The sequence below is a fragment of the Caballeronia sp. BR00000012568055 genome, assembly GCF_029439455.1.
In the GTDB taxonomy this organism is placed as follows: Bacteria; Pseudomonadota; Gammaproteobacteria; order Burkholderiales; family Burkholderiaceae; genus Caballeronia.
In genome coordinates this window covers 18,615-36,359 of record NZ_JAQFVG010000244.1, presented here as the reverse complement: position 1 = coordinate 36,359, position 17,745 = coordinate 18,615, and the positions used below count along the sequence as shown (strand labels likewise).

Below are 17,745 nucleotides of genomic sequence, written 5' to 3'. Positions count from 1 at the left end.
AATAGTGGTGCTTGAATAGCGCGTACCGAACGCTTGACAGGCCGGGCAGGCCTCCGTGGTGGCGAGCTATTGTTACCTAGAGAGAGCATTAATCCACTTGCCTTCTCAACGTGCAGTGTCTGGTTGAAAAAGCTGCTTTCTTTGGTGACTTTCTTTGCAGCAGCAAAGAAAGTTACCCCCCGCCGGGGAGGCGGCTACTGAAACAAAACGCACAACAACCGCAAGCAGAACCACTAAGCCGCAAGCGACTTCCGGAGCGCCGTCCTCGACCCAGGAAACCGCACGATAAACGTACTCCCGCGCCCGACTTCACTTTTAACATCAAGCTCAGCATGATGCCGCTGCAGCACATGCTTAACGATAGCAAGACCGAGTCCGGTGCCACCGGTATCTCTAGACCGACTCCGATCCACACGATAAAACCGTTCGGTCAACCGAGGAATATGCTCCGCCGGAATTCCAAACCCACTATCTTTAACAGTAAAGACCGCGCGATCACTCACCCGCTTCCAAGAAACATCGATCGCCCCGCCATCAGGCGTATACCGCACCGCGTTAGTAACAAGATTCCCCAGCGCACTCATCACCTCGGTTTCAACCCCAGCGACGGTCAAAGAATCATCGTTATCGAACGTAATGCGATGGCGTCCGCCAGACAAGCTATTGGCATCATCTTCGAGATGCCGCAAAACCGCACGCATATCGAGCAACTCATCTCCGGGCGAACGCATATCACCTTCGAGATTCGCCAAAACAAGCAAGTCACGCACGATGTTCTGCATGCGTGAAGCCTGCTGCTCCATCATGTCGAGATAACGCGCGCGGTCCGCTTCGCCAAGCGGAATATCGCGCATGGTTTCGAGAAAGCCGGACAGCACCGTCAACGGCGTCTTCAGTTCATGCGATACATTGGCAACGAAGTCACGCCGCATCGAATCCGTGCGTTCGAGTTCGGTAATGTCCTGCGTCAGAATCAGCTTGCGATTATCGCCATAAGGAAACACCTGCACCGAGATAGAACGCTGCCGATTCGCACCCATCCCGCGCATCACCAGCATCTCTTCATAATGATGCGAGTTGAGATAGCGAATGAAATCCGGCTGCCGCACCAGATGCGTAATGTGCTGGCGCAAATCGCGCTTGGAATCGAGTCCGAAATGCTTTTCGGCGATGGCATTGCACCACTCGATCTGATCGTGATCGTCCAACATGGCCACGCCATTCGGTGAAGCCTGGATCGCCTGAATGAAGCGCGAATGTTGCTGCTCGACCTGACGCACCTGCGCATGCCAGCGCTCCGCAAGCTTGTGCAGCCGATAGTAGATTTCGCCCCAGATGCCAAGCGCGCTAGGCACTTCGCCATACACGGGCGCTTCGAGCAGACGCCAGAGACGTTGCGTGTGATAAGTGCTGAAGAAGCTTTGTAGGACCAGCATGACCACCGCGAAAGCGAGCGCCACGCGCACGCCGACGAGCGCGCCGATCGCGGCGCACAGCGCGGCGAGCAGCGCGAGGGACACGATAGACCGCGTCCAGATGATGTTCATGTTGTCGGTAGTTCTGAGTGACGTTGATGCAGCAATCTGAATGAAAAGCGGATAACGTCGTTGACTCTCAGGCGCTTCTCAGGCGCTCTTTGCCAGGCGATATCCGCTGCCGCGCACCGTTTCGATCATAGCATCGCAGCCTGCGGGTTTGAGCGCGGCACGCAGACGCTTGATGTGCACATCGACGGTACGCTCTTCGACGAACACGTGATCGCCCCACACCTGATCCAGCAATTGCGTGCGGCTGTGCACGCGCTCCGGATGCGTCATGAAAAAATGCAGCAGACGGAATTCCGTCGGACCGAGATCGAGCTTGATATCGCTGCCCGACTGATTCGCCGCCACCCGATGCGTCGCCGGATCGAGGCGCAGGCCGTTGATCGCGACCACGTCTTCGGTCAACTGCGGCGCGCGGCGGCGAAGCACCGCCTTGATGCGCGCCATCAGTTCCTTCGGCGAAAACGGCTTGGTCACATAGTCGTCGGCGCCGATTTCCAGTCCGAGCACCTTGTCCTGCTCATCGCCACGCGCGGTCAGCATGATGATCGGGATGTGCTTGGTCCGCTCGTTGTTGCGCAGCTCGCGCGCGAACGCAATGCCCGACTTGCCGGGCAGCATCCAGTCGAGCAGTACGAGATCGGGCAGCACATCACTGATCAGGTTTTGCGCCTGTTCGGCGTTATACGCGCGAATGGGGCAATGTCCCGCATGTTGGAGATTCACCGAGATCAGTTCGGAGATCGCGGGTTCGTCTTCAATGACGAGGATACTGCTGGGCATCGGCACCTCTTGACCTTTTGCTTGAATTAAACGATTGCGCTGTAACGGTTGATAAGCAGAACTGCTGATCAGCCGCCCAGCGCTTCACGTTCGAGCTGATCGCGCGAGATATGCCTCACGTCGGTGCCCTTGACGATATAAATAATGAACTCGGCGATATTCTTCGCGTGATCGCCGATCCGCTCCACCGCCTTCGCGATGAACAGATAGTCGAGGCCCGCCGAAATGGTGCGCGGGTCTTCCATCATGTACGTGACGAGCTTGCGCACGAAGGCGCGGAATTCCTCGTCGATCGCCTTGTCGTCGCGCACGATCTGCGCGGCTGCCACCGTGTCCAGACGCGCGAACGCATCCAGCGCGCGGCGCAGAATCGACACCGCCATCTCGCCCGACAGCTTGATCTCGGCGATATTCACCGTACGGCCAGCGCCGTCTTCGTTGATGCGCTTCACGCGCTTGGCGATCTTCTCGGCTTCGTCGCCGGCGCGTTCGAGATTGGTGATGGTCTTCGAGATCGCCATCAGCAAACGCAGGTCGCGTGCAGCCGGCTGACGGCGCGCGATGATATTGCTGCAATCCTCGTCGATTTCCACTTCCATGCGGTTCAACTGCACTTCCGCGGCGATCACCTGATCGGCAATGCCGATATCGAATTCGTTGAGCGCCTGCATCGCCGCGATAATCTGCGACTCCACCAGACCGCCCATTTCCAGCACTTTCGACGACACCGCGTTCAGATCGGCATCGAATTGGCTCGACAGATGTTTATCGGACATAAGTTACTCCTACTCCCTGAAGCCCTTTTTTGCGCTCGATGATTCTGGCCGGAATCAACCGAAGCGACCCGTGATGTAGTCTTCCGTCTCTTTGCGAGCCGGCTTGATGAAGATCTTTTCCGTGTCACCGAATTCGATCAACTCACCGAGATACATATAGGCAGTGTAGTCCGAGCAACGCGCCGCCTGCTGCATATTGTGCGTAACGATCACCACCGTGTAATCGCTCTTCAATTCCGCGATCAACTCTTCGATACGGCCCGTAGAGATCGGGTCCAGCGCCGAGCACGGTTCATCGAGCAACAGCACTTCCGGGCGGATCGCGATACCGCGCGCGATACACAGACGCTGCTGCTGACCGCCCGACAGACCGTAGCCGCTCTGCTGCAGCTTGTCCTTCACTTCGGTCCAGAGCGCGGCTTTCGTCAGCGCCCATTCCACGCGATCGTCCATCTCCGAGCGCGTGAGTTGCTCGAACATCTTCACGCCGAACGCGATGTTGTCGTAGATCGACATCGGGAACGGAGTCGGCTTCTGGGACACCATGCCCACGCGTGCGCGCAGCAGCGAGATGTCCTTGGTCGTATCGAGCAGATTGACGCCATCCATCAGGATTTCGCCTTCGCCGCGTTGCTCCGGATAAAGCGCGTACATCTTGTTGAACGTGCGCAGCAGCGTGGACTTGCCGCAACCCGACGGTCCGATGAAAGCCGTGACCTTCTTTTCCGGAATGCGCAGGTTGATGTTCTTCAGCGCGTGATACTTGTTGTAGAAGAAGTTGAGGTTCTTCACCTCGATCTTCGGCTTGATCGAGTCAGCCGGTTGCGAGCCGTGCGTCGGGCGCACGCTGCCCGCGACCGGGCCGCGTTCGACCGGGGTTTGTTGGTGGTTGACACCACTTTCGACCATATTCATGGAATCACTCCGCCCTTATTTCTTCGAGAAGATCGCACGCGCCAGCACATTCAGGCCGAGCACGCCGAGCGTAATCAGGAACACACCGGCCCACGCGAGCGATTGCCACTGCGGGAACGGACTCATCGCGAACTTGTAGATCGTGACCGGCAGATTGGCGACCGGCTGATTCAGGTTCATCGAGAAAAATTGATTCGACAGCGCGGTGAACAGCAGCGGCGCGGTTTCACCCGCAATCCGCGCGATCGCCAGCAGCACGCCCGTCACGATGCCGCCGACCGACGCCTTCAGCGTGATCGACATCACCATCTTCCACTTCGGCGTGCCGAGTGCGAAGGCGGCTTCACGCAGCGCGTTCGGCACCAGTTTCAGCATGTTTTCCGTGGTGCGGATCACGATCGGAATCTGCAGCAGCGCCAGCGCGATCACGCCAGCCCAACCGGAGAAGCGACCCATCTTCGCGACCACCAGCGCATACACGAACAGACCGACGACGATCGACGGCGCCGACAACAAAATGTCGTTGATAAAGCGCGTCACGCTCGCAAGCCAGCGCTTCTGGCCGTATTCGGCGAGATACACGCCCGCCAGAATGCCGAGCGGCGTGCCGATGAACGTCGCGATCACCACCAGCAACAGCGAACCGACGATGGCGTTGGCAAGACCGCCGCCATCGGTGTTCGGCGGCGGCGTGGACTGCGTGAACAGATCGATCGACAAACCACCGATGCCGAGCTTCAGCGTCGTGAAGAGAATCCACACGAGCCAAATGAGACCGAAGGCCATCGCGGCCAGCGACATCGTCAGCGCGATGGCATTGGTGCCGCGGCGACGGCTTTGCAGCTTCATGCGAATGCGTTGTTCGCGCGCCTGAACCTGATCGGGCGTAGCTGGGCGGCTCATTTCCGGCCCTCCCCGCGTTCCATGCGAATCAGCATGATTTTCGACAGTGCGAGCACGATGAACGTAATCACGAAAAGGATCAGACCGAGTTCCATCAGCGCCGACGTATGCAGACCGGGACTGGCTTCGGCGAATTCGTTGGCGAGCGCCGAGGTAATCGAGTTACCCGGCGAGAACAGCGAGACGTTGTCGAGCAGATTGGTGTTACCGATCACGAAGGTGACGGCCATGGTCTCGCCGAGCGCGCGGCCCAGACCCAGCATCACGCCGCCGATCACGCCGGCGCGGGTGTACGGCAACACGATCTTCCACATCACTTCCCACGTCGTACAGCCGATGCCATACGCCGATTCCTTCAGCAGCACGGGCGTGACTTCGAACACATCGCGCATCACCGAGGCGATGTACGGAATGATCATGATCGCGAGAATCACGCCCGCGGCCAGAATGCCGATACCGATCGGCGGCCCCTGAAAGAACATGCCGATCACCGGCACGCCGCCCAACAGCTTGCCGAGCGGCTTCTCGAAGTATTCGGCGAAGATCGGCGCGAATACGAGCAGACCCCACATACCGTAGACGATCGACGGAATCGCCGCGAGCAATTCGATGGCGACGCCCAGCGGACGGCGCAGCCACGCGGGCGACAGTTCCGTCAGAAACAGCGCGATGCCGAAGCTCACCGGCACGGCGATGATCAGCGCGATGATCGACGTGGCGATCGTGCCGTAGATCGGCACCAGCGCGCCGAATTGGTTGGAAGGCGGATCCCAGTCCGACGTCCACAGAAAGCTCAGACCGAATTTCTGGATGGTCGGCATCGACGCGATCAGCAGCGAAACGATGATGCCGCCAAGAAGCAGCAGCGTGATGACGGCTGCAAGCCGCGTCACGCCACCGAAAATGATGTCGCCGAGACGGCTCGGCGCGCGCTGCGTATGCGCGGCCGGCACAGCCGACGTGAGATTGATGTCCGACATGGGAGCCTTGGTTACGCTACGTGTCAGACCGCGCGACGAGACCTTTCGGCCTGCCGCGCGGCTTGTTTGCTACCTTTTTCTGTCCTGATATCAACAGCTTAGGACAGTTTTCCTGCTCAATGCTTACTCAGCGACAGCCTTGCCCGATGCGTCCTTGACCTTCGCCTTCCACTGCGTCTTGATCTCGGCAACCACCGAATCCGGCAGCGAGATGTAGTCGAGGTCGTTGGCAGCCTGGTTGCCGTTCTTGAACGCCCAGTCGAAGAACTTAAGCGTCTCCGTGCCTTGCGCCGGCTTGTCTTGCGTGGCGTGCAGCAGCACGAACGTTGCACCAACGATCGGCCATGCGTCCTTGCCCGATTCGTTCGTCAGGATCTGGTAGAACGACTTCGACCAGTCAGCGCCAGCAGCCGCTGCCTTGAACGTCTTCGTTTCCGGCTCGACAACCGTACCCGACGAATTCTTCATGCCGACGTAGGTCATCTTGTTTTGCTTCGCGTACGCCCACTCCACGTAGCCGATCGCGCCCGGCAGACGTTGCACGAATGCCGCGACGCCGTCGTTACCCTTGCCGCCCGTGCCCGTCGGCCAGTTGACCGTCGAACCTTCGCCGACCTTCGACTTCCAGTCTGCGTTGACCTTCGACAGGTAGTTCGTCCAGATGAACGAGGTGCCCGAACCGTCGGCGCGGCGAACCACGGCGATATCGGTATCCGGCAGCTTGACCTTCGGATTCAGTGCAGCGATCGCCGGATCGTTCCACTTCTTGATCTTGCCGAGGTAGATGTCGCCGAGCACTTCGCCCGACAGCGTCACTTCACCGGCCTTCACGCCCGGCACGTTGATCACCGGCACCACGCCGCCAACCACCGTCGGGAACTGGAACAAGCCGTCCTTGGCGAGTTCGTCATCCTTCAGCGGCGCGTCCGAGCCCGCGAAATCCACCGTCTTGGCGATGATCTGCTTGATACCGCCCGACGAGCCGATGCCTTGGTAGTTCACCTTGCCGCCGCCATTCTTTTGGTAGGCGTCTGCCCACTTGGTGTAAATCGGGGCTGCGAAGGTAGAACCCGCGCCGGTGATATCGGCAGCTTGCGCAGAGATGGCGAACAGAGCGCCAATAACGCCGGCCAGCGCGGTTTGCATCAATTTCATGAGACCTCCAGGGGTTTTGTGAGCGTGTGGAACGACAGCGAGTGAATCGACAGGACAGGGCGAAATATAGGAGTTATCTGTGACAGTAATATGACGATTCGTGAAGCTCGCGTGACAGTCTTCTTACGGAACGTAAATTGAACGATCGTCGATTTGTCAAGGGTTTTCCCGAATAAAAAAAGCGGGCTAAAAAGCCCGCTTTCGCTTTGTGACGATCCGACTAAACGTCTACGAAGTCGCTTCCTTCACCACCTTCGCAATCGTTTCGGCGTGGCGAACGGCGTCCTGATGCGCGGCGGCTTCCACCATCACGCGCAACACCGGTTCAGTTCCCGACGCGCGAATCAAGACCCGCCCGTGCGATTCGAGTGAACGCTCGGCTTGCTCGACCGCGTGCTTGATCGCTTCGCTGCTTTTCCAATCCGCGCCCGGATTCATGCGCACATTGATGAGCTTCTGCGGGAACAGCGTCACGCCTTCCAGCATTTCGTGAAGCGTTTTGCCGCTACGCTTGAGCGCGGCCAGCACCAGCAGCGCGGAGACGATGCCATCGCCCGTCGAATGACGATCCAGCGACAGAATGTGGCCCGAACCTTCCGCGCCGATCTGCCAGCCGTTCTCGACGAGCTTTTCCAGCACGTAGCGGTCGCCCACGGCGGCGCGCACGAATTGCACGCCCATTTCCTTCAGCGCGACTTCGACGGCCATGTTGGTCATCAGCGTGCCGACCGCTCCGTTCACCTTTCCATCGGTCGCGATGCGGTCCTTCACGAGCACGTAGAGCAACTCGTCGCCGTTATACAGCCGACCGGCTGCATCGACGATTTGCAGGCGATCCGCGTCGCCATCCAGCGCAATGCCGATATCCGCGCGATGCTGATGCACCGCGTGCACGAGCGCGTCCGGTGCGGTCGCGCCGACTTTATCGTTGATATTGAAACCGTTCGGCGACACGCCGATCGACACGACTTCCGCGCCCAGTTCATGGAACACGTGCGGACCGACGTCGTACGCCGCGCCGTGCGCGCAGTCCAGCACGATGCGCATGCCGCGCAGATCGAAGCTCGCCGGGAACGTGCTCTTGCAGAACTCGATGTAGCGCCCGCCCGCATCGTCGAGACGGCGCGCCTTGCCCAAGCGCTCGGACGGCGCGCAGGACATCGGCTGTTCGAGTTGCGCTTCGATTTGCAGTTCGACGTCGTCGGGCAGCTTGTTGCCATCGGCGGAGAAGAATTTGATGCCGTTGTCATCGTACGGATTGTGCGATGCGCTGATCACCACGCCCGCCGACAGCCGCAGCGCGCGCGTGAGATAGGCCACGCCGGGCGTGGGCATCGGGCCGGCCAGCATCACATCGACGCCCGCTGCGGAGAAGCCCGATTCCAGCGCCGCTTCAAGCATATAGCCCGACACGCGCGTGTCCTTGCCGATCAACACCGTCGGACGGCTGCCCTTCTGCTGCTTGCCGCCCGCGCCCGCGAGCACCTTGCCCGCGGCGTAACCCAGTCTCAGGACGAAATCCGGCGTGATCGGACCTTCACCGACGCGACCACGAATGCCATCCGTACCAAAATATCGACGTGCCATTGCTGCCTGACCTCCTGATGGACCGGTTGCGCGATTCCGGTCCGCGTTCATGTGTTGGATGTTCTGCCGGCGCGTGCGCTGCGCGTCGTCAATGTTCGTTCTTGCGTTTGTGCTTTAGCTGGCGTCCCGTGTCGCGCGCCATATTTTGAGCGCATCGACGGTTTCGGCGACATCGTGCACGCGGATTATGGCCGCGCCGCGCTCCGCTGCACAGACCGCCGCCGCGACACTTGCTGCGAGCCGTTCACCTGCGCCACGGCCCGTGACCGCGCCGAGCATCGATTTACGCGACATTCCCGCCAGCAGCGCGTAGTTCGAGCCGATAGGACGCGTCTCGGTCAGCTTCGCCAGCAACGCATAATTATGCGCTACGGTCTTACCAAAGCCGTATCCCGGATCGAGACTCACGCGCGCTTTGTCGATGCCGTTTTTTTCGATGGCCTCCAGCCGTTCTTCGAAGAAAGCGCGTACGTCGTGGACAACGTCGTCATAGACCGGCTCGCCCGCCTGCATCGTGCGCGGCTCGCCGAGCATATGCATCACACACAAGCCGCACGTGCTGTCTTTAACGGCATCGAGCGCGCCTTCCTGACGCAAACCCCAGATATCGTTGATCAAATCCGCACCCGCATCCAGCGATGCGCGCATCACGGCGGGCTTGTAGGTATCGACGGAAAGCGGCACATTCATGCCGCGCAGTGCTTCGACGATCGGCACCACGCGCGCCAGTTCCTCGTCCAGCGGCACCGGCGGCGCGCCCGGACGCGTCGATTCACCACCTATATCGATGATGTCCGCGCCATCCGCAAGCATTTTTTCGGCGCGTGCCAGCGCGGCGTCGCGCGTGAGAAAGCGGCCGCCATCGGAGAACGAATCCGCCGTGACGTTGAGAATGCCCATCACGAGCGGACGTTCGAAGCTCAGCGTGAAGCGGCCGCATTGCATCGGCTGCGCTGAAACGGGGATAAGTTTGGGAGTGGTCAAGCGTGTCGGGAGAGAAGGCTTCTGACGCGCGTAACGGCAGTGGCGTCGGAAACTTGAGGCCAAAAACAAACAGGCCGGTATGCGATGCATACCGGCCTGCGATGCTAAAGCGTGTAACTCAGCTTTTTCAGGCCGTAGCCGGCGCGCTGCCAGGCTTGACCTCAGTGCCACCGCTGCTGCCCGGAGGCGTATCGCCCGACGGCGGCGGCAGGTTCTTCGGCGGACGCGGCGGACGGTCCTGCATGATGTCCGTGATCTGGTCCGCGTCGATGGTTTCCCACTCGAGCAACGCCTTGGTCATGGCTTCGACCTTCTCGCGATTGTCTTCCAGCAGCTTGCGCGCGAGGGCATATTGCTCATCCAGAATACGGCGGATTTCCGCATCGACCTTCTGCTGCGTGGCTTCGGACACCGACTTCGCGCCCATCTTGCCGAACATGCCGTTTTCTTCGGTATCGACGTAGACCATCGTGCCGAGCACATCAGACATGCCATAACGCGTAACCATGTCGCGCGCCATCTTCGTTGCGCGTTCGAAGTCGTTGGAAGCACCCGTGGACATCGAATTCAGGAACACTTCTTCCGCTGCACGGCCGCCGAACAGGATCGCGATTTCTTCCAGCATCTTGTCGCGATACAGATTCACACGATCATGCTCCGGCAACTGCCACGTCACACCCAACGCCCAGCCGCGCGGCATGATGGTGACTTTGTGAACCGGATCAGCATGCGGCAACAGCTTGGCGACGACTGCGTGCCCCGACTCGTGGTACGCCGTATTGCGACGCTCTTCCTCGCGCATGACAGCCGACTTGCGCTCCGGACCCATGAAAATCTTGTCCTTCGCGTCTTCGAAATCCTGCATCTCGACGATGCGCTTGCCACGACGCGCCGCAAACAGCGCCGCTTCGTTCACGAGGTTCGCGAGATCGGCACCCGAGAAGCCCGGCGTACCGCGCGCAATCACCGATGCGTCCACGTCGTTCGCAATCGGCACCTTGCGCAGATGCACCTTCATGATGTGCTCGCGACCACGGATATCCGGCAGACCGACATACACCTGACGGTCGAAACGGCCCGGACGCAGCAGCGCCTTGTCCAGCACATCCGAACGGTTCGTCGCAGCAATCACGATCACGCCCGAGTTCGCCTCGAAGCCGTCCATTTCCACGAGCATCTGATTCAGCGTCTGCTCGCGTTCATCGTTACCGCCGCCCATACCCGCGCCACGGTGACGACCGACCGCGTCAATTTCATCGATAAACACGATACAAGGCGCATGCTTCTTGGCTTGCTCGAACATGTCGCGAACACGCGCCGCGCCCACGCCGACGAACATTTCCACGAAGTCCGAACCCGAGATGCTGAAGAACGGCACCTTCGCCTCGCCAGCGATAGCACGCGCCAGCAGCGTCTTACCCGTTCCCGGCGGACCGACCAGCAACACGCCGCGCGGAATACGACCACCCAGCTTCTGGAACTTCTGCGGATCGCGCAGGAAATCGACCAGTTCGGAGACTTCTTCCTTGGCTTCGTCGCAACCCGCGACGTCGGTGAAATTGATGGCGTTGTTGTTCTCGTCGATCAGCCGCGCTCGCGACTTGCCGAACGAAAACGCCCCGCCTTTGCCGCCTCCCTGCATCTGCCTCATCATGTAGAACCAGAACCCGATGATCAGGATGGTTGGCCCGAGGTAGTACAGCGCGGAGACGAGCGCATTCGGTTCATCGTCAGCCTTGCCGCTGACCTGAACGCCGTATTTCATCAGATCGCCGACCATCCAGATGTCGCCAGGCGACACGATCTGGTACTTCTGGCCGTCGCTCGGAGTGACCGTGAGATTGCGGCCCTGAACGGTGACGTTCTTGATCTTGCCGTTCTTCGCGTCGTCCATGAACTGCGAATAGGACACGCCTTCCTGGACGCGGGGCTTATCGAACTGCTTGAACACCGTGAACAGCACCAGTGCGATCACGAGCCACACTGCCGCCTTAGAGAACATATTGTTGTTCAAAGCACCACTCCTCACTCATTGACGGGCGCATACATCGACCTTGCAGCGCCACTAAAGCATTCTAATCCAGACCGCTAGCCCCTGCCATAACGTTTATCTACCGCGCATATAGCAGAAAACGGACTTTTTCCGGCATTTTCGATGTGTGAATGAGTCGATTTTCGTCGAAATGCCGGAAAAGGCGTCAATCGGGACTCGCGCCCGGATGCTTGAGCCGCCGCCCGAGAATGAAAGTCTCGGACGATTTGTCCCGTGAAGCCTTGGGCTTGCGCGGCGCCACCACTTTGAACTGGTGCTTGAACTTCTCGACGATTTGACTGTACCCGCTGCCATGAAAACATTTGACCAGCAGCGCGCCGTCCGGTTTCAGGTGGTTCTGCGCGAACTCCAGCGCCAGATCGCAAAGATGCTCGATGCGAGCCGCATCCGCACTCGCAACTCCGGAGAGGTTGGGGGCCATGTCGGAAATAACAAGGTCCACCTGACGCTCGCCGACGATTTCATCGAGTTGTGCGAGCACGGTGTCTTCGCGGAAGTCACCCTGAATAAAGGTGACGTCGGCGATCGGGTCCATCGGCAGAATATCGAGCGCGATGATCGTGCCGTCGATGCCGCCTTCGCGCTCCGTGTTGCGCTTCGCGCCCGCCGCGAGCTTGTTGCGCGCGTACTGGCTCCAGCTCCCCGGCGTGGACCCGAGATCGACGATCACCTGTCCCGGCTTGATGAGCTTGTCCTGCTCGTCGATCTCCTTGAGCTTGTAGGCCGCGCGTGCACGATAGCCCTCGCGCTGCGCGAGCTTCACGTAGGGATCGTTGATGTGGTCATGCAACCACGATGTGTTGAATCGATTCTTTGCCATTCAAACTGAACTCTGGTGCCCCGACCGTTGTTGCGCGCGCGACGCGAACGCGCGCCCGGTGCGGATTTGCTGTCGTTTTACTGTCTCGAACGATGCTTTTAGCGGATAATACGCGTCTTGTCGGCCGGGCCGGTCATCGGGCGCTTTATGCGCACCGGAAGACGGCATCCGGCCTATTTTGTTTATTCGTGGGCTGAAACGTCGTGAATGGAGCGCGCTGTTGTCAGCAGCGCCGCAGCGGCCGAACCAGAACCGCCCACATTTTAGTCGAGTCCCTTATTTCCCATGCCAGCACTTAAACTCTCTCCCGCCCAGCGCGCCGACCTGCGCTCGCAAGCCCACGCGCTCAAGCCCGTCGTGCTCGTCGGCGCGGAGGGTCTGACCGATGCCGTGCTGAAAGAAATCGGCGTGCACCTCGAAGCGCATCAACTGATCAAAATCCGCGTGTTCGGTGACGAGCGCGAAGCACGCGTCGCGATCTACGACGACATCTGCGATCGTCTGAACGCCGCGCCGATTCAACACATCGGCAAATTGCTGGTGATCTGGCGTCCCGAAGGTGCCGCGCCGAAGAGCCGCGCCGTGCGCACCCGCAGCACCATGCCGCCGAGCGCCGGCGAAGTCGCCGATCGCGAAACCAAGGGCCGCGCACCGCGCACGGTCAAAGCCGTGAAAATCACGCGCGATGCACCCGCCTTCAAGAAGCCGAAGAAGACCACGCTCAAAGTGCTGGGCAACGAACGCGTCACCGCGGGCGGCAATGTGAAGCGTGCGAAGAAGCGTCAACCGAGCGCGAAACGTCAGCACCAGTCGGTCAAATAATCGAACGGCGCGTGTGACGTTGAACGCCACACGCGCCGCTTTGAAACGAACATCAGTAATTCAACGGCGGGCGCGTTTTGCCGCCATCTTCGCCGACTTGCTCTTCGGCACGATCTTCACCGGCTCCGCGCCCGGCAAGCGCCACACGAGCGCCAGCCCGAACAGGCATTCGATCAGATAGATCGCGCTGGAAATACCATGCAGGACGCCGAACTTCGTGGCGTACGGCGAACTGGCGAGATCGGTGCCCGCCTCTTGCGCGGCTACGCGCAGCGAGTTCATGAACGGCTGCAAAGCAAAGTAGCCGATCAACACGCACACCAGCATCACCGCGACGATCCACCGCACGCGCTTGTAATCGACAATGCCGCTTTTCACGAAGCGATTGCCGATCAGAATCAGCACCAACGCGCAGATCACACCGACGATCGCTTCGATGCGAAACAACTGCGCCGCCACCGATCCCGCCGACGTACGGTCCAGAATGGAAAACAGCACCGGTGCTGCGACGAGGCCGAGGGTCAGCAGACTGCCGACCCACAGCATCGAGACCATGCGAAAGAGACGGTGTTGCATCAGACGTAGCGGACCGAGATGATTTCGTATTCGCGCGCGCCGCTCGGTGCCTGCACCGATGCGACGTCGCCTTCCGTCTTCGAAATCAGCGCGCGCGCGATCGGCGAGCTGACCGAGATAAGACCGTGGTCGAGATCGGCTTCATCGTCGCCGACGATTTGATACGTCACCGTATCGCCCGATTCGAGGTCTTCCAGTTCCACCGTTGCGCCGAACACCACGCGGCCATCGGCTTCGACCGTGGTCGGATCGATCACTTGCGCGGCGGCAAGCTTCGACTCGAGTTCAGCGATGCGGCCCTCGATGAAACCCTGCTTTTCCTTCGCGGCATCATATTCCGCGTTTTCCGACAGATCGCCTTGCGCGCGCGCTTCCGCGATCGCGTTGATGACAGCGGGACGCTCGACGGCCTTCAGGCGCTGCAATTCGTCGCGCAGCAACTCCGCGCCGCGCTTCGTCAAAGGAATCGTGCTCATAGACTACCCACAAACAAAATCGTCAAAAAAATTACCGCGGTTAAGCGCGTCTCCCCTTGCGAAGAGACACCGCTTAACCGCGGCTCGTGATACTTGGACCAGTAATCGAAGCCTTAGTTTAGGCGAGCATGCAGCCCTTGTAAATCATAGACTTCCAGATCGCGCAGATAACGCAGGCCCTCGACCGCCGCGCGCGCGCCCGACATGGTCGTGTAGTACGTGACCTTGTTGGCCTGCGCGCTCATGCGGATGGAACGCGAATCCGCGATCGCGGCGCGCGTTTCATCGACCGTGGTAAAGACCAGCGCAATTTCACCGTTCTTGATCATATCGACGATATGCGGGCGGCCGTCCTTCACCTTGTTGACGACCTCCACCGGCACACCTGCCGCCGAAATGGCCGCCGCCGTGCCCTTGGTCGCGACGATCGGATAGCCGAGTTCGTGCAACATCTGCGCGACTTCGACGGCCTTCGGTTTGTCGGCGTCCATCACGGCCAACAGCACCGTGCCCGATTCCGGCAGACGCGAACCCGCCGCCAATTGCGACTTGAACAGCGCCTCGCCGAAGGTGCGGCCAACGCCCATCACTTCGCCGGTCGAGCGCATTTCCGGCCCGAGCACCGGATCGACCGCCGGGAACTTGACAAACGGGAACACCGCTTCCTTCACGCTGAAATACGGTGGAATCACTTCCTTCGTCACGCCTTGTTGCGCGAGTTTTTGGCCGACCATCGCGCGGGCGGCGATCTTCGCCAGCGGCAAACCCGTTGCCTTCGACACATACGGCACCGTGCGCGATGCCCGCGGATTCACTTCCAGCACGTAGATGATGTCCTTCTTCGAGCCATCTTCCTGCGGCACTTGCTGAATCGCGAACTGCACGTTCATCAGACCGATCACGTTCAGCGCCTTCGCCATTGCGGCGGTTTGTCGCTTCAGTTCATCGACCGTTTCCTTCGACAGCGAATACGGCGGCAGCGAGCAAGCCGAGTCGCCCGAGTGCACGCCCGCCTGTTCGATGTGTTCCATCACGCCGCCGATAAACACGGCTTCGCCATCCGAAATGCAGTCCACATCGCATTCGATTGCATCGTTCAGGAAGCGGTCGAGCAGCACCGGCGAATCGTTCGATACCTTCACGGCCTCGCGCATATAGCGTTCGAGATCGCGCGGCTCGTGAACGATTTCCATCGCGCGGCCGCCGAGCACGTACGACGGACGCACGACCAGCGGATAACCGATTTCTTCGGCCAGCTTCAGCGCTTCGTCTTCCGCGCGCGCCGTGCGATTCGGCGGCTGACGCAGTTCGAGATCCTGCAGCAGCTTCTGGAAACGCTCGCGATCTTCCGCCGCATCGATCATGTCCGGCGACGTGCCGATGATCGGCACACCGTTCGCTTCGAGATCGAGCGCGAGCTTGAGCGGCGTCTGACCGCCGTACTGCACGATCACGCCAACCGGCTTTTCCAGATCGACGATTTCGAGCACGTCTTCCAGCGTCAGCGATTCGAAGTACAGACGATCGGACGTGTCGTAGTCGGTCGAAACCGTTTCGGGATTGCAGTTGACCATGATGGTTTCATAGCCGTCTTCGCGCATGGCGAGTGCGGCATGCACGCAGCAATAATCAAATTCGATACCCTGTCCGATCCGGTTCGGGCCACCGCCCAGCACCATGATCTTCTTCTTGTCCGTCGGACTCGCTTCGCACTCTTCTTCGTACGTCGAGTACATGTAAGCAGTCTTCGTCGCGAACTCCGCCGCGCACGTATCAACGCGCTTGTACACCGGACGCACCTTCATTTCGTGACGCTTCTTGCGCACGTCGGTTTGCGTCGAACCGGTCAGCTTGGCGAGACGGCGATCCGAGAAACCGCTCTTCTTCAGATAAAGCAATTCGTCGCGCGTAAGGCTTTCCAGCGTGCGCCCTTCGAGCGCCTTTTCCTTCAGGATGATCTGTTCGATTTGCGCCAGGAACCACGGATCGATTGACGTTTCTTCGAAGATCTCTTCCATCGTCAGACCGAGACGGAATGCATCGCCCAGATACCAGATTCGATCCGGACCCGGCTCGCCGATTTCGCGAATCACTTCGTCGCGGCTGGTGGTCTTTTCATCGAGACCATCAACGCCGACTTCCAGACCGCGCAGCGCCTTCTGGAACGATTCCTGGAACGTGCGCCCCATCGCCATCACTTCGCCGACGGACTTCATCTGCGTGGTCAGGCGCGAGTCGGCTTCGCGGAATTTTTCGAACGCGAAACGCGGCACCTTTGTGACGACATAATCGATCGTCGGTTCGAACGATGCCGGCGTTTGTCCGCCGGTGATTTCGTTCTTCAGTTCGTCAAGCGTATAACCGCACGCCAGTTTCGCCGCGACCTTCGCAATCGGGAAACCCGTCGCCTTCGAAGCCAGCGCCGACGAACGCGACACACGCGGATTCATCTCGATCACGACCATGCGGCCGTCGTTCGGATTGATCGCGAACTGCACGTTTGAACCGCCCGTATCGACGCCAATTTCGCGCAGCACCGCAAGCGACGCGTTACGCAGAATCTGATACTCCTTGTCGGTCAGCGTCTGCGCGGGCGCAACGGTGATCGAGTCACCGGTATGCACGCCCATCGGGTCGAGATTTTCGATCGAGCACACGATGATGCAGTTGTCCGCCTTATCGCGAACCACTTCCATCTCGTACTCTTTCCAGCCGAGCAGCGACTCTTCGATCAGCAGTTCGCGCGTGGGCGACAGATCGAGACCTCGCTTGCAAATCTCTTCGAACTCTTCCTTGTTATACGCGATACCGCCGCCCGAGCCGCCCAGCGTGAACGACGGACGAATCACGGTCGGATAACCGCCGCTGCCCGTCGCTTCGGCGATCTGCGCCTGCACGGCGAGCGCTTCTTCCATCGAATGCGCGATGCCCGACTTGGCCGATCCGAGGCCGATCTTCGTCATCGCATCCTTGAACTTCTGGCGATCTTCCGCCTTGTCTATCGCTTCCGGCGATGCGCCGATCAGCTCGACCTTGTACTTGTCCAGCACGCCGTGATGGAACAGATCGAGCGCGCAATTCAGCGCCGTCTGTCCGCCCATGGTCGGCAGAATCGCATCCGGTCGCTCCTTGGCGATGATGCGCTCGACCACTTCCCACGAGATCGGCTCGATATACGTGACGTCGGCCGTGTTCGGGTCGGTCATGATCGTCGCCGGATTGCTGTTGACGAGGATGACCTTATAACCCTCTTCACGCAGCGCTTTACAGGCTTGCGCGCCCGAGTAATCGAACTCGCACGCCTGACCGATGATGATCGGACCCGCGCCGATGATGAGGATGCTTTTGATGTCTGTACGCTTCGGCATAAC

Annotated in this window: 15 protein-coding genes; 1 reads left to right on the top strand and 14 read right to left on the bottom strand. The window is 59.9% G+C overall.

Annotated features, from left to right (window positions below; genetic code table 11):
- Positions 1 to 233 precede the first annotated feature (233 nt).
- The 11 genes from phoR to P7F28_RS12440 all read right to left on the bottom strand — a co-directional run bounded on the left by phoR (position 234) and on the right by P7F28_RS12440 (position 12,500).
- Positions 234 to 1,547, bottom strand: a complete 1,314-nt coding sequence (phoR, locus tag P7F28_RS12490; RefSeq protein WP_277184801.1) for a phosphate regulon sensor histidine kinase PhoR — start codon at positions 1,545 to 1,547, stop codon at positions 234 to 236.
- A gap of 78 nt (positions 1,548 to 1,625) precedes the next feature.
- Entirely contained in the window at positions 1,626 to 2,327 is a 702-nt protein-coding gene (phoB, locus tag P7F28_RS12485; RefSeq protein ID WP_277184800.1) for a phosphate regulon transcriptional regulator PhoB, read from the bottom strand.
- A 68-nt stretch (positions 2,328 to 2,395) separates the two neighbouring features.
- A complete protein-coding gene (gene phoU, locus P7F28_RS12480) occupies positions 2,396 to 3,103 on the bottom strand; it encodes a phosphate signaling complex protein PhoU (protein ID WP_277184799.1) in 708 nt (235 codons plus the stop codon).
- Between the two features lie 54 nt (positions 3,104 to 3,157).
- The gene (gene pstB, locus P7F28_RS12475; protein ID WP_277184798.1) at positions 3,158 to 4,018 is read right to left on the bottom strand and encodes a phosphate ABC transporter ATP-binding protein PstB; all 861 of its coding nucleotides are present in this window, start codon (positions 4,016 to 4,018) and stop codon (positions 3,158 to 3,160) included.
- Positions 4,019 to 4,033: 15 nt separating this feature from the next.
- Complete coding sequence (gene pstA, locus P7F28_RS12470) at positions 4,034 to 4,921, bottom strand: phosphate ABC transporter permease PstA (RefSeq protein ID WP_277184797.1); 888 nt, start codon at positions 4,919 to 4,921, stop codon at positions 4,034 to 4,036.
- Complete coding sequence (pstC, locus tag P7F28_RS12465; RefSeq protein WP_277184796.1) at positions 4,918 to 5,901, bottom strand: phosphate ABC transporter permease PstC; 984 nt, start codon at positions 5,899 to 5,901, stop codon at positions 4,918 to 4,920. The genes pstA and pstC overlap by 4 nt, the downstream gene beginning before the upstream one ends.
- Positions 5,902 to 6,024: 123 nt before the next feature.
- On the bottom strand, positions 6,025 to 7,056 hold the full coding sequence (gene pstS / locus P7F28_RS12460) for a phosphate ABC transporter substrate-binding protein PstS (RefSeq protein ID WP_277184795.1): 1,032 nt from the start codon (positions 7,054 to 7,056) through the stop codon (positions 6,025 to 6,027).
- Positions 7,057 to 7,284: 228 nt separating this feature from the next.
- Positions 7,285 to 8,643 (bottom strand): phosphoglucosamine mutase, encoded by a 1,359-nt coding sequence (gene glmM, locus P7F28_RS12455; protein ID WP_277184794.1) that lies wholly within the window; start codon positions 8,641 to 8,643, stop codon positions 7,285 to 7,287.
- Positions 8,644 to 8,757: 114 nt separating this feature from the next.
- Positions 8,758 to 9,588: a dihydropteroate synthase gene (gene folP, locus P7F28_RS12450; RefSeq protein WP_277184802.1), complete on the bottom strand. Its 831-nt coding sequence runs from the start codon at positions 9,586 to 9,588 to the stop codon at positions 8,758 to 8,760.
- 166 nt (positions 9,589 to 9,754) lie between these two features.
- Entirely contained in the window at positions 9,755 to 11,641 is a 1,887-nt protein-coding gene (gene ftsH, locus P7F28_RS12445) for an ATP-dependent zinc metalloprotease FtsH (protein WP_277184793.1), read from the bottom strand.
- A gap of 184 nt (positions 11,642 to 11,825) precedes the next feature.
- Complete coding sequence (locus P7F28_RS12440; protein ID WP_277184792.1) at positions 11,826 to 12,500, bottom strand: RlmE family RNA methyltransferase; 675 nt, start codon at positions 12,498 to 12,500, stop codon at positions 11,826 to 11,828.
- 285 nt (positions 12,501 to 12,785) lie between these two features.
- Here P7F28_RS12440 and P7F28_RS12435 point away from each other — a divergent pair, with 285 nt between their 5' ends.
- On the top strand, positions 12,786 to 13,322 hold the full coding sequence (locus P7F28_RS12435) for a YhbY family RNA-binding protein (RefSeq protein WP_277184791.1): 537 nt from the start codon (positions 12,786 to 12,788) through the stop codon (positions 13,320 to 13,322).
- Between the two features lie 60 nt (positions 13,323 to 13,382).
- Here P7F28_RS12435 and P7F28_RS12430 read toward each other — a convergent pair whose 3' ends face one another.
- From P7F28_RS12430 to carB, 3 genes are all read right to left on the bottom strand, one after another.
- A complete protein-coding gene (locus P7F28_RS12430; protein WP_277184790.1) occupies positions 13,383 to 13,898 on the bottom strand; it encodes a DUF4149 domain-containing protein in 516 nt (171 codons plus the stop codon).
- Positions 13,898 to 14,374 (bottom strand): transcription elongation factor GreA, encoded by a 477-nt coding sequence (gene greA / locus P7F28_RS12425; protein WP_277184789.1) that lies wholly within the window; start codon positions 14,372 to 14,374, stop codon positions 13,898 to 13,900. Before greA ends, P7F28_RS12430 begins: the two co-directional genes overlap by 1 nt.
- Positions 14,375 to 14,487: 113 nt before the next feature.
- Positions 14,488 to 17,742, bottom strand: coding sequence for a carbamoyl-phosphate synthase large subunit (carB, locus tag P7F28_RS12420; protein ID WP_277184788.1), 3,255 nt, complete (start codon positions 17,740 to 17,742; stop codon positions 14,488 to 14,490).
- Between the last annotated feature and the right edge of the window lie 3 nt (positions 17,743 to 17,745).